Consider the following 12831-nt stretch of genomic DNA (forward strand, 5'->3'; position numbering starts at 1 on the left):
ATCGAGCTCGGGGAATTCCTCCGCGCCCGCCGCGCCCGCCTGGCCCTTGGAGGAGCTACAGGTCGGCGATCCGTCGCATGGACAAGCCGGGTAGGTAGACACCTTGCAGCTCGCATCTCGGGCGACCGCGAGCGGGAGGGCTCCGATGGAGGCGGGCTGGTCCACGATCACCAGCACGGTGGCGAACTTCGCGGCCAGTTTGTCGAAGATGGCCCGCAGGGGCCCTGCCCCTGCGTCCTGGACACCGTAGACACTGGATCTTGAGGATCTGGGAGAACGGAGTCCCTGTGGGGATGAAGCACTATCCGCCGGAGTTCTAGGCGGACGTGGTCGCGCTGTACCGCTCACGGCCGTGAGCCACGATCAAGTCGGTCGCTGCTGTTCTGGGGGTCAACATCGAGACGCTCAGGAACTGGATACGGGCCGCCGACGGGCGGCGCGCGGGCTCGCACTCGGCCACCCAGCCATCCGCGCCGGCTCCCGATTCGGCGGAGGTGACTGCCTTGCGCAAGCGGGTGCGTGAACTCGAGGAAGAGCGGGACATCCTGCGTAAGGCGGCACGGTATTTCGCGACGGAGACGCGCTGGTGAACCGCTTCCAGTTCGTTGGAGATCACCAGCGCCGTCACGGCGTGAAGCGGCTGTGCACCGTCTTGGCCATCGCCCGCTCGAGCTTCTGCTACTGGCGCAAGACCGCTGCCGACCGAGCCGCCCGCCAGGCGGCCGACGCGGAACTCGCCGCCCGGATACGCGCCGTTCACCGGGAATCGGACGGCACCTACGGCGTCCCGAGGATCACCACCGAACTCCGCGAGGACGGCGAGCACGTCAACCACAAGCGCATCGCGCGCGTCATGCGCACGATCGGCCTGGCCGGCGTCCGCCTGCGCCGCCGCCACCGCACCACCGTCCCGGACCCGGCCGCCGCGAAGGCCCCGGACCGGATCAGCCGCGACTTCACCGCCGGGGAAGTCAACACCAAGTACGTCGGCGACATCACATACGTGAGCGTCGGCGGCGGGAAGTTCTGCTATCTCGCGACCGTGATCGGCCTGGCATCACGGCGCCTGCGGGCTGGGCCCTGGCCGACCACATGCGCACCGAGCTCGTCATCGATGCCCTGGCGGCAGCCGAGCGGACCCGGGGCAGCCTCAAGGGCGCCATCATGCACAGTGATGATTGCGGAGCATCACCGCGGGCCTGACCCGATCATGCACTGACGCTCCGGCTGTCCTGTCTGTGAAGCGTCGGCCCGCGATGATGTGGTTGGCATCGTCTCGGAGGGCCTGACCCCATCACCCACCGACGCCTTTGGGCTGTCCGGCTCGTGAATTGTCGGTCCTCCGAAGCGATGCCGCAGTGCGCGTGGCCGGCCAGGCGTTCGTGACCTAATAGGAGCCTGACCAGAGGTCCCATCACTGTGCTGTCCGTCTGCCCGACCGGCCCGTGCCATCCCCCAGAGCGCGTTTCGGAAGGACAGCACCACCAGCATGGCAGTACACGAGATAGCCGTGATCAGCGGCATCGACACCCACACCGACTTCCACCAGGCCGCGGTCATCGACACGGTCGGCCGGCACCTGGCCACCGAGCAGTTCGAGACCACCGACGACGGCTACATGCAGCTGCTGGAATGGCTCGCCTCCCACGGCGAGATCCTGGCCGTGGGGATGGAAGGCACCGGCTCCTACGGCGCCGAGCTCGCCCGCTTCCTGCGCGGAACGGTCTCACCGTCATCGAAGCCGACCGCCCCGACCGCAAGGCTCGACGCGCCAACGGCAAGTCCGACCCCGTCGACGCCTACGCCGCCGCCGTCTTGTCCGGCCGTGCCACCGGAACCCCCAAGACCCGCGACGGGATCGTGGAAGCCATCCGCGTCCTGCGCGTGGTCCGCAACTCCGCCGTCAAGGCCCGCACCCAGGTCATCAACCAGATCCGCACCCTGATGGTCAGCGCCACCAGCGAGGTCCGCGACAAGCTCCGAGGCCTGCCCACCAAGGCCCTGATCGACACCCTCGCCCGCTCCCGCCCCACCGGCAGCCCCGATGACCCGGCCTACACGGTCAAGGTCGCCTTGCACAGGCTCGCCCGCCGCTACCAGGTACTCGACGACGAGATCCGGGACGCCGAGGCCGAGACCGGACCGCTCGTGACACAGGCCGCCCCCAGGCTCGTCGCCCTGCCCGGCGTCGGCCCCGAGACCGCCGGCCAGCTTCTGGAGACCGCGGGCGACAACCCCGAACACCTCCGTTCCGAAGCGTCCTTCGCGCACCTCTGCGCGGCCTCGCCCATCTCCGCGTCCTCCGGCCGCACCCACCGTCACCGACTCAATCGCGGCGGAGACCGCCAGGCCAACAAGGCCCTGCACACCATCGTCCTGGTCCGTATGAAGTACGACCCGCGCACCCAGCAATACGTCTCCCGGCGCACCGCCGAAGGCATGTCCAAGATGGAGATCATCCGGTGCCTGAAACGCTTCGTCGCCCGCGAGATCTACCGCCTGCTTCCACACCCACAGATCACCTCCGAACAGCTCTGCCCCACGACTTGACGATCTATAGGAGCGTCACGGATCACGGGGCCCTATACACGAGTAGGGCGTTCACCGACGCCTGCCACCGCGCGGGCGTGCTCCAGAGCATGAGCGCCGTGGGCAGCCCGGCGGACAACGCCGCCGCGGAGAGCTTCAACGCCAGCTTTTACCTTGTGATTTATGGTGTGGCGTCGAACGCGACTCGAACTTGATCAGTGTTTTCGCAGTTCAGCGGACGCGAAGGCGGCCTTCGTCTGATCCTGTGCTCCGTCACAGAGGCAGAGGAACAGCACGAAGGCCGTGGTTGTGAGTCTGGAGCATCAGGATGTCCTGCGGGATGCGTTCGCGGAAGTGTCACGCTTCAGGACGGAGTTGTACGCATCTCTGACCGCGCGGGGCGACGCCATGTTCGAGTTGTGTGATGCGTTGTTGTGCACGGACGGGCCAGTGCGGACGCTGGTCGATCTCGCACTCGCACCGGAACACCGCCGCGGGCACGGCGCCCTTTACGGTGGCCTGAACCAGGGGCGGATCGATGTCGCCCGATTGCGTCGCGCGCTGGCCGGGATGCCGCTGCCGAAGGCGGCGGACGGCCGGATCGTCCTGGCCGCGGACGTCTCGCCGTGGCTGCGGCCGGGCGCCGGTACCTGCGCTGACCGGGCCTTCGGCCACACCTTCGGCCGCGGGGAAGGCAAGCACCAGATGGTCCCGGGCTGGCCCTACTCGTTCGTCGCCGCGCTGGAGACCGGCCGCACGTCCTGGACGGCAGTGCTTGACGCGGTCCGTCTGGAGCCCGGCGCTGACGTCGCTGCAGTGGCCACGGTCCAACTCCGCGAGGTCGTCGAACGGCTCGTGGCCGCCGGCCAGTGGAAGCCGGGTGACCCGAAGGTCCTGGTCGTCCTGGACGCCGGCTACGACGCACCCCGCATCGCCCATCTGCTGGGCGGCCTGCCCGTCGAGATCCTCGGCCGTCTCCGCTCCGACCGCGTCATGCGGCGCCCGACACCACCACGAGTGTGTCGGCCAGGCCGTCCGCCCAAGCACGGGGGCGAGTTCGTCTTCGGCGACCCCGCTACCTGGGACACCGAGCAGGTGGTGACCGTCACCGACACCCGGCTCTACGGGAAGGCGACCGCGCAGGCGTGGGACCGACTGCATCCGAGGCTGACGCGTCGGGCGGCCTGGCTCGACCACGAGGGCCGCTGCCACTCATCGAGGGCACTGTCATCCGCCTGGTCGTGGAGAAGCTGCCCAGCGGCGGGGTCAACAAGCCGGTCTGGCTGTGGTGGTCGGGCACCGACGCCACCGCGGACGACGTGGACCGCTGCTGGCAGTCCTTCCTGCGGAGATTCGACATCGAGCACACGTTTCGCCTGTTCAAGCAGACCCTCGGATGGACCAAGCCCCGGCTTCGCAGCTCGGAGGCGGCCGACCGGTGGACCTGGCTGGTGATCTCCGCATATGCCCAGCTTCGGCTCGCCCGTCCCCTGGCCACCGACCTCCGGCGTCCCTGGGAGAAACCGTCTCCGCCGAACAGACTCACACCCGCCCGCGTCCGCAGGGGTTTCAGAAACCTGCGCACGAAGACCGGCTCTCCGGCCGGTGTACCGAAACCGACACGGCCCGGCCCCGGCCGTCCGCCCGGCTCGAAGAACCACCGCCCGGCCACCCGCCATGACGTGGGCAGAGTCCTCGCGACCGGCGAGGCCTACGCACGACCCGCCCACCACCAGAAGGGCACGAAACCCCGGCGAACTGGATAAATGACAAGTTTACTGACTGTTTCAAAATGAGGTCCGCAGTCGTCGTAAGCAGATGATGCTGCAGGCGAGTTGGAGTAGGCCAAGGTGGAGGTCGGCGCATATCTCGTAGCGGATGCGGAGGCGCTTGAACTGGTGCAGCCATGCGAAGGTCCGCTCGACGAGCCAGCGGGTCTGGCCCGGGCCGGAGCCGTGGGCGGTGCCCTTGCGGGCGGTCTTCGGGGTGATGCCGCGGGCCCGCAGGGGGCGGCGGTAGCAGTCGTAGCCGCGGTCGGCGAACAAGCGGGCCGGCCGGTGGCGCGGGCGCCCGCGCACCCCGCGGATGCGGGGGATCGCGTCCAGCAGTGGCATCAGCTGGGTGACGTCGTGGCGGTTCACGCCGGTCAGCGACATGGCCGGCGGGGTGCCGTGCCGGTCGACGATCAGGTGATGTTTGCTGCCCGGCCGGGCCCGGCGGACCGGCGAAGGTCCGGTGTGCGCCCCCCTAATCCAGTGCGTAAGCAGATAGCCCGGGCCCGTGCAACGACCCGGGGCGACTGCTCGCGCAGACAGCGAATGCCTGGGTCCCCCCTGGCCGTCAAGGCCTCCTCAAAGAGCGGCATCGCTGTCCGTTGCGGGGCTCGCGGTGCTGACGCGGGGCGCCGGGCTGATGCCTCCGTTTCTCCCGGCCCTTGAGGCCTCTGTCAAGAGCGGCGCAGCCCGGCGCCTCCGTGATCACCGCGAAACTCGCGGCGACTGCTCGAACGTTGATCGTCACGGCGCGAGCCCGCTCCAGAGCCGACCTCTTGTTCATCCGCGAGCCCGCGAACTCTGCAGAAAGATCGAGCCTCTGGAGTGCGCTGGTGTCGCGAACGGCTACTGAGATGGCGGACCAACGAGTCCTTGGATTAGGGCGCCGCGTGACCCGCATGTGCTCGTGACCTGCGTAAACGAACGGATCGGGGAGGATCGCTTGACCGTGTTCTGCGGCATCGACTGGGCGGAGCACCACCACGACGTCGCCCTCGTCGACGAAGCTGGCACTCTGCTCGCCAAGGCCCGTATCACCGACGACGCCGCCGGCTACCACCAGCTCCTAGCGGTCCTGGCCGAGCACGGTGACAGCCCAGAAGACCCGATACCGGTGGCCATCGAGACCAGCCACGGCCTCCTGGTCGCGAGCCTGCGCACTGGTAGTCGTCGGGTCTTCGCGATCAACCCGCTCGCCGCTGCCCGCTACCGCGACCGCCACGGCGTCAGCCGCAAGAAGTCCGACCCCGGCGACGCCCTGGTCCTGGCGAACATCCTGCGCACCGACATGCACGCCCACCGGCCCCTGCCGGCCGACTCCGAACTCGCCCAGGCCATCACAGTCCTGGCCCGAGCCCAGCAGGACGCCGTCTGGACTCGGCAGCAGGTCGCCAACCAGGCCCGCTCGCTCCTACGCGAGTACTACCCCGCTGCTCTGCTGGCTTTCCAGGGGAAACAAGGCGGTCTGACCAGGGCTGATGCCCGTGTCATCCTCACTTTGGCCCCGACCCCGGCCAAAGCCGCGAAGCTCACCCTCACCCAGTTGCGGGCCGCCCTCAAACGCAGTGGCCGCCTCCGCGGCTGCGACGCAGAAGCCGAACGGCTGCGGGCTGTCTTCCGCGCCGAGTACGCCCACCAGCTGCCCGGCGTCGAGGACGCCTTCGGTCACCAGCTCCTAGGCACTGTTTCTCGGATCTCCTGACGTGACATGGGTGTTGGGGTCAGGCTGGGTGTATGGGTCGTGGGGATTTGACGAATGCGGAGTGGGATCGCCTGGAGTCGCTCCTGCCTCGTGGTGGTGCGCGTGGAGGCCGGTGGAGTGACCATCGGCGGGTGATCAACGGGGTGTTGTATCGGGTGCGGACGGGTGTGCAGTGGCGGGACCTGCCGGAGCGGTTCGGACCGTGGGAGACGGTCTACAAACGTCATCGCCGCTGGTCGGCGGACGGAACGTGGGCGATGCTGCTGTCTCGCGCCCAGGCGGCCGAGGACGCAGAGGGCCGGATCGACTGGGACATCTCGGTGGACTCCACCACGGTGCGGGCGCACCAGCATGCTGCCGGCGCGAGGAAAGCCCCCTCGGCCCCGCCCCCTCAAAAGGGGGCGGGGCGGGGTACGAACCAGGTCGATCCGGTGGTGCGGAAACTGGTCGTCCGGCTGGAGGAGGTGGTCCGCTCGGCGAATGCCTGGGACGTTCCCGCGGCGGGTTCACCACCAAAATCCACCTCGCTGCCGACGGACGATGCAGACCCCTCACCTTTGTCCTGACACCCGGACACTACGGTGACGGGCCTCAGTTCGAGCGGGTGCTGAGCCAGATTTCCGTGCCCCGCAGCGGAGTTGGGCGGCCACGGAGCCGCCCCGATCACGTGCTGGCCGACAAGGCCTACACGTCCCGGAAGAACCGCCGTTACCTGCGACGACGCGGAATCCGGCACACCATCCCCGAACGCCTCGACCAGCAAAGACACCGGCGAAACCGAGGTTCCCGCGGCGGTCGGCCCACCGGATTCGACAGCGAGCGTTACAAGAAGCGCAACACCGTTGAACGGGCCATCAACCGCCTCAAGGGCTTCCGCGCCGTCGCAACCCGCTACGAGAAACGCGGCTACATCTACCTCGGCACCATCACCCTCGCAGCCCTCGCCATCTGGCTTCGCACGTGATCCGAGAAACAGTGCCTAGGTCGTTTCTGATGGCTCTTGCTGGACTGGGTGGATCAGTTCTGGGGCTGGGCAGGTGCCTCGTATGGTGCGGCGTCACGAACTGACTGATGCACAGTGGCGGAAGATCGAGCCCTTGTTGCCGGTGAACGGCGACCCGGGTGGGCAGTGGGCGGATCACCGCAAGGTGATCAACGCAGTGCTGTACCGGGCCCGTACGGGGGTGCCGTGGCCGGACCTGCCGGAACGCTACGGGCCGTGGCAGACCGCATACGAGCGGCATCGCCGCTGGTCGGCGGACGGAACGTGGCAACGGCTCCTGGCCGAGCTGCAGCTCGAGGCCGACGCGACCAACCCGGACCAGGCCCTGGCCCGCTCGGCGGACCAGGAGGCGGAGTGGGCGGTGAATATCGACTCCACCTCCTGCCGGGCGCATCAACACGCGGCCGGGGCCCGGCACCAGCCGCCACGCGACTTCCCGCAAAAGGGGGGCGGGGCGCGTGTGGAGACCGGTGGACGAGAGGCGTTGGGGCGCTCGCGGGGCGGGGTGACCTGCAAGATCCACCTGCTGGCCGACGACCGGGCCCGTCCGCTGGTCTGGCTGACCTCGCCCGGTCAGCGGGGCGACAACCCCATGCTCATCCCCGTGCTGGAGGAGCTGCGGATCCAGCGAGGTGGTCCGGGCCGCCCACGCACCCGCCCGGACCGGCTGCGTGGCGATAAGGCGTACTCCAGCCGTGATACCCGCGCCTACCTGCGGCGGCGGCACATCAAGGCGACCATTGCCCAGCCCGACGACCAGCGTGAACACAGGCGCAGTAAGGGCCGCTTGGGAGGGCGGCCTCCGGCCTTCGACAGAACCCAGTACCGTCGCCGCAGTGCCGCCGAGCGGTGCGTGAGCAAGTGGAAGCAGTTTCGCGCGGTCGCCAGCAGGTATGACAAGCGCGACTACGTCTTCAACGGCACCCTGGCCGTCGCCGCGATCGTCATCTGGCTCCGCGACACCGTCCAAGAGCCATCAGAAACGACCTAGCCCTGCTCAAGCAGCTGGACGCCGCCTGCGAGGCCGCTGACGACCTCGCGGAGGCGGCCACATCCGCCTTTCACCAGCACACCGACAGCGAAATCCTGCTCAGCTTCCCGGGCCTTGGGCCCATGCTCGGCGCCCGCGTGCTCGCAGAGCTGGGCGACGACCGGGCACGGTTCGCCGACGCCCGGGCGCTGAAGTCGTACGCCGGATCCGCGCCGATCACCCGGGCCTCCGGCAAGAAGCGGTTCGTCGGCCGCCGCTTCGTCAAGAACAATCGCCTCATCAACGCCGGCTTCCTCTGGGCCTTCGCCGCCCTCACCGCCTCACCAGAAGCGAACGCGCACTACCGACGCAGACGCGAACACGGAGACTGGCATGCCGCCGCCCAACGCAACTTGCTGAACCGCTTCCTCGGCCAGCTCCACTACTGCCTCAAGACCCGGCAGCATTTTGACGAACAGGCGGCCTTCGCACCGCTCCTGTCACCTCCGACCGACCAGGCGGCTTGACTTCCTGGCCCCCTGAGATGTCTTTGAGAGCCCGGACATGCGAGCCATCGACTGCAGCATCGTCCATGTCCAGCAAGCCCGCCGCCCGCAGCTCCGCGAGCAGCACCTCGTGCAGCTGCGGCCAGATCCAGGCCGCGGTCCAGTCCCGCAGCCTCCGCCAGGAGGTCACCCCGCTGCAGCCGACCTGCTCGGCCGGCACGTCCCGCCAGCTCACGCCCTTGCACAGCACATACACGATGCCGCGCAAGGCAGCCCGGTCATCCGCAGGCAACCGTCCGGGATACCGCGCTCGCCGCGGAGGACGAACAGGCAACAACGGAGCCACCCGATCCCACAAGTCATCAGGCACGAGGTCAGTGGCCACCCAGCTCATCCTGCAGACCCAGGAACCAACCGCCAAGACTCACAGCAAACTTCATTGCGAAACGGTCAGTTACTGAGTTTTTCGTTAGTTCTGTGGTGGTTTGGGATGGAGTGTTAGTCCGGTATGGGTGAGGAAGGACCACGGGAGTTGTTCGTTGGAGCAGATCCGGTGGATGCCGCTTTCGGCGGCGTCGGCGATGTCGGCGAGGTGGTCGCCGGCGAGGTTGGCCAGCTCGCGGGTCTTGATGGCCGACCACAGCAGTTCCACCGGGTTGAGTTCGGGTGCGTAGGCCGGTAGCCGCTCCAGGGTCAACCAGTCCTGTTCGGCCGCCCAGGCCCGCATGTCCCGACTCCGGTGGGCCGACAGTCCGTCCCACACCAACACCACCGATTCGCCAGCGTAGAAGGCCTTGACCTGTTCCAGCACCTCGTTCAAGGAAGTGGTGTTGCAGCTGCCGGGTTTGAGGTGGAAGCACATTCGCGGGCCGCGTTCGGGGTCCGCGGCGTGGTAGCCCAGCGCGGCGGCCATCCCGGCGCGCTTCCAGTTCAGCCGGTGCCGCAGGATGGGAGTGTGCCCGCGGGGTGCGTAGGTGCGGCGTACCTGGGGCAGCAGCGACACGCCTGATTCGTCGAAGAATACGATCCAGGCACGTTTCTTCACCGCCCCATTTTGATGCGTGGCCACTCCTTGGCGACCCATCGGGCGATCTCGGGCTCGTCCCGCTCGACGGCCTGACGTCGGGGACGCTGCAGACTCCACCCCAGCCGCCCGGTCAGCAGCCGCCACACGGATGCCCGGGCCAGCCTCACCCCGGTCACCCGCTCCACCAGCACGCCGACCCGTTCCAGGGTCCACAGATCCGCCTCGAACCCGTGCGCCTGGGCGCCTTGTTCCAACGCGGCCCGCACCAGCCCGACTTGGGGGTCATCCAGCTTGGGCGGCCGGCCGGTGGCAGGCCGCCGCCGCAGAGCTTGAGCTCCACCCTGCTCCCACAGGCGTCTCCACCGGCGCACGCTCTCGGGATGCATCCCCACCATCCGCGCGACCTCGGATGTAGAACGTCCCAGTTCGAACAACTCGACCGCGCGCATGCGACGGGCCTCGGCCAACTGCGGCCGCGTCAAAGGCAGAACGGAGACATCGGAAACAACAGCCTGCGACTCGGAAGACACACCAGCATGCTCACACCGCCGAAGCCCCTGCACCCACAGAACCAACGAAAAACTCAGTAGTACTGCAACGGTGCTTGCTGTGACGGGTGGGCAGTTTCTGGTGGTGTGTGGCCGCGTCGTTTGTAGTGGCTGCGGCGGGCTTGGTACTGCCTTTTCCGGCGCCAGCGGGACCAGTGCAGGATGCACTCGACGGATACGGGCCGGCGTTGGGTGAGGCGGTAGGTCAGGCGTCTGATCTCGGCGAGGCTGAGGTGGATGAGGTCGGAGGATCCGTTTCTGCTTTGTCCGTGTCGAGTTCGCGGGCCCGCAGGATGGTCAAGGTGGCGTGGGCGGCCATGGCCAGGGTCATGTGGCGGTGCCAGCCGGGGTAGCGGCGGACCTGGTAGTCGTCCAGCCGCACTCCTGCTTCGCGCTCTGGAAGCATTCCTCGATCGCCCATCTGCTGCCCGCGATGCGGATCAGGTCGTCGAGGGTGGTCCGGGCGGGGCAGTAGGCGATGTAGTAGGAGACCTCTCCAGGCCGGCTGACGCTGCGGCGCGCGAGGACCCAGTGGCGGCGGTCGGGCCGGTGCCAGGGCCTGACCTCGACGCGTGCCCAGTTGTAGATCCGTAGGCCGTGAGCCCCGCTGCCGCAGGACCGGCGCTTTCACTTCTGGCGGGGGAGCCTGGTGAACAGCTCGTGGACGGGGTGGTCGATCGCCCAGCGGGTGACGACGGTGTCGTGCCGGGTGGTGGCCATGACGTGGAAGACATCGGCCTGCTCCAGCTCAAAACGCCAGCCCTTGGAAAAGCCGTAGGCGGCATCCGCGGTCACCCACCGAAACGGAACCCGGTCCGCAATCGCGCGGCGGACCATTGCCTTGGCCATGGCCACCTTCGTCTCAAAGGCGACGTCGTCGTCGATGCCGGCCCGGCGGCAGCGTTCGCGGTCGTCCGTCCAGGAGGTGGGCAGATACAACCGCCGGTCGATGAGCGTGCGTCCTTGGCCGGTGGCGTAGGCGAGAAACACGCCGATCTGGGAGTTCTCGGTGCGTCCCGCGGTGCCGGAGTACTGCCGCTGGACCCCGGCCGAGCGGATGCCCTTCTTGAGGAAGCCGGTGTCATCAACGATCAGAATGGCGCCTTCGTCTCCGAGGTGCTCGACGACGTAGTCACGGACGTAGTCACGGACCTCGTCGGCATCCCACTCGATGCAGTTCAGCAGCCGGTGGATGCGATCGGGACCGCTATGCCCGGCCTCCTCCGCCAGTGTCCAGCCGTTCTTACGCTCCAGCGGAGCAACCAGCCCCCGCATATACGCCAGCGCCGACTGACACGGCTCCTCCCGGCTGAACCGATGCACGAACCGCTCATGCACCACCTCGAGCTCACCCGCCCACAACCTGACATCAGCAAGGTCTCCACCCATAACCACGCCAACGACCGAACTGGCCACCAATCACAGCAAGCACCGTTGCAGTACTACGACAACCGCCGCCTGCGGCAATGGCTCCGGTCCCGGCACATCACACCCCGCATCGCCCGCAAAGGCATCGAGTCCTCAGAACGACTCGGACGCCACCGCTGGACCATTGAGCGCACCATGTCCTGGCCCGCAGGATGCCGCCGACTCCACCGCCGCTACGAACGCAAAGCCATCCATTTCCCTGCCTTCGCCAGCATCACCTGCACCCTCATCCGCTATCGCCGACTGGCCAAATAAGATGATCTCTAAGCCTCACCACAGCCCGAGTTTAAAGCCGCCCTGGCTGGTGACACGGACAGCTCTCTGGGAAAAAACCGTCCTAACAGGGGCTTCACGTCTACCCGGACCCGGCAACACGCCCCACACCATCTTATTGGGAACACCTCAGTCCTTTCATCCTCAGTGAAACCACCCCCTATGTCGACTTCACCGCAGTCACGTAGTTTACTCCAAGCGTCAGGTGGCGGATGGCGTTCCGCTCCATCCATTCATTGATGTCGCGGCGAATTCGCTCCACTGTGTCTTTATCGAGCTGCATGATATAGTTTCTGAATCCACTCCCCATAAGATATTCCCATCCATCCTTCGCGCTCTCGAGGTTCATTACAGCATCCTGGTGATCGAGTGAAATTCTTTCATAGGTGCCCGCTTCCTCGACGAGGCGGCGAAGATGACTCAGATCTTCCACTTTATTCCAAGGTGCGCTGACATCCAAGTCTGGGGTGTAAAGTTGAGCCAAGTCCAAGAATGCGCCGGAGACGGGGTGGAGGATGTTTCGGCCGAGCGTGGCGAGGGCGAGCCTCCCTCCCGGCCGGAGTAGCCTCCAGAATGACGAGATCACTTCCGGCATATCCCGGGAGAAAAATAACGCCAAAGCGCACGCGAGAGAGTCAAATGACTCCGCCGGGAAATTAAATTCATCCATATCGCAGACGATGAATTCGATATTATCGACCCCGGCATTCCGTGCATTGATGCGAGCGAACTCGACCATGCTTTGCGAGATATCCACGCCTACCACCGATCCAGCCCCGGTGGCCAGTCGAGCCGCACTCAAGGAAACGGATCCGGTGCCACATCCGACATCCAGAATGCGATCACCCGAAGAGATATCAAGATTTCTGGTGATTGTGTCAGTCACTGTCACCAGTGAGCTACTTAGGTCACGAAGCTCGTTGTACGTCTTGGACGCGAGATCGTACGTACGCTGCACATCAAATCCAGTCATGTCGGAGATCTCCTTACGTTGTTGGTGGGTCGATTCCGGTCACTCGTAGGATCGGAAGGCCCAGGGATACTGGGTGTGGCTTGGTTTCTCCAGCCCATCG

5 protein-coding genes and 11 pseudogenes are annotated in these 12831 nt (G+C 66.8%); 9 read left to right on the forward strand and 7 right to left on the reverse strand.

The genetic code is table 11. The features are described from left to right. Positions 1–58: 58 nt before the first annotated feature. Positions 59–219 (reverse strand): annotated as a pseudogene (locus C9F11_RS46455) (transposase); the annotation flags it as partial. A gap of 367 nt (positions 220–586) precedes the next feature. Here C9F11_RS46455 and C9F11_RS46465 point away from each other — a divergent pair. The 4 genes and pseudogenes from C9F11_RS46465 (at position 587) to C9F11_RS46480 (ending at position 4295) form a co-directional block, all read left to right on the forward strand. After that, entirely contained in the window at positions 587–1219 is a 633-nt protein-coding gene (locus C9F11_RS46465) for an IS3 family transposase (protein ID WP_171076244.1), read from the forward strand. Between the two features lie 270 nt (positions 1220–1489). Then, a pseudogene (locus C9F11_RS46470) lies at positions 1490–2550 on the forward strand (IS110 family transposase). Positions 2551–2567: 17 nt separating this feature from the next. Then, positions 2568–2696 (forward strand): annotated as a pseudogene (locus tag C9F11_RS46475) (IS3 family transposase); the annotation flags it as partial. Between the two features lie 142 nt (positions 2697–2838). Continuing rightward, positions 2839–4295: pseudogene (locus C9F11_RS46480) on the forward strand (NF041680 family putative transposase). 21 nt (positions 4296–4316) lie between these two features. On the opposite strand, the pseudogene C9F11_RS46485 reads toward C9F11_RS46480, so the two are convergent. After that, positions 4317–4766: pseudogene (locus C9F11_RS46485) on the reverse strand (IS5 family transposase); the annotation flags it as partial. A 463-nt stretch (positions 4767–5229) separates the two neighbouring features. Here C9F11_RS46485 and C9F11_RS46490 point away from each other — a divergent pair. From C9F11_RS46490 to C9F11_RS46505, 4 genes and pseudogenes are all read left to right on the forward strand, one after another. Continuing rightward, a pseudogene (locus C9F11_RS46490) lies at positions 5230–5997 on the forward strand (IS110 family transposase); the annotation flags it as partial. A gap of 38 nt (positions 5998–6035) precedes the next feature. Continuing rightward, positions 6036–6967: pseudogene (locus C9F11_RS46495) on the forward strand (IS5 family transposase). 82 nt (positions 6968–7049) lie between these two features. Next, positions 7050–7997 carry an IS5 family transposase gene (locus C9F11_RS46500; RefSeq protein ID WP_212767959.1) on the forward strand — a complete coding sequence of 316 codons (948 nt, stop codon included), beginning with the start codon at positions 7050–7052 and terminating at the stop codon, positions 7995–7997. Beyond that, positions 7994–8503 (forward strand): annotated as a pseudogene (locus C9F11_RS46505) (IS110 family transposase); the annotation flags it as partial. The gene C9F11_RS46500 and the pseudogene C9F11_RS46505, both read left to right, overlap by 4 nt. A 22-nt stretch (positions 8504–8525) precedes the next feature. On the opposite strand, the pseudogene C9F11_RS46510 reads toward C9F11_RS46505, so the two are convergent. The 4 genes and pseudogenes from C9F11_RS46510 to C9F11_RS46530 form a co-directional block, all read right to left on the reverse strand. Beyond that, positions 8526–8867 (reverse strand): annotated as a pseudogene (locus tag C9F11_RS46510) (transposase); the annotation flags it as partial. Positions 8868–8951: 84 nt separating this feature from the next. Next, positions 8952–9527: an IS630 family transposase gene (locus C9F11_RS46515; protein WP_138968161.1), complete on the reverse strand. Its 576-nt coding sequence runs from the start codon at positions 9525–9527 to the stop codon at positions 8952–8954. Further along, a complete protein-coding gene (locus tag C9F11_RS46520; RefSeq protein WP_138968163.1) occupies positions 9524–10039 on the reverse strand; it encodes a winged helix-turn-helix domain-containing protein in 516 nt (171 codons plus the stop codon). Before C9F11_RS46520 ends, C9F11_RS46515 begins: the two co-directional genes overlap by 4 nt. 223 nt (positions 10040–10262) lie before the next feature. After that, positions 10263–11446: pseudogene (locus C9F11_RS46530) on the reverse strand (IS701 family transposase). 48 nt (positions 11447–11494) lie between these two features. On the opposite strand from C9F11_RS46530, the pseudogene C9F11_RS46535 reads away from it, so the two are divergent. After that, positions 11495–11740: pseudogene (locus tag C9F11_RS46535) on the forward strand (IS5/IS1182 family transposase); the annotation flags it as partial. Between the two features lie 178 nt (positions 11741–11918). Here C9F11_RS46535 and C9F11_RS46540 read toward each other — a convergent pair. Then, positions 11919–12731 (reverse strand): class I SAM-dependent methyltransferase, encoded by an 813-nt coding sequence (locus tag C9F11_RS46540; RefSeq protein ID WP_138968577.1) that lies wholly within the window; start codon positions 12729–12731, stop codon positions 11919–11921. Between the last annotated feature and the right edge of the window lie 100 nt (positions 12732–12831).

Origin of the sequence: Streptomyces sp. YIM 121038, from assembly GCF_006088715.1 — a bacterium.
Lineage (GTDB): Bacteria > Actinomycetota > Actinomycetes > Streptomycetales > Streptomycetaceae > Streptomyces.

Coding starts and splice junctions, on each gene's coding strand:
- C9F11_RS46500 (WP_212767959.1), top strand. CDS start 7,050: ATGGTGCGGCGTCACGAACTGACTGATGCACAGTGGCGGAAGATCGAG.
- C9F11_RS46540 (WP_138968577.1), bottom strand. CDS start 12,731: ATGACTGGATTTGATGTGCAGCGTACGTACGATCTCGCGTCCAAGACG.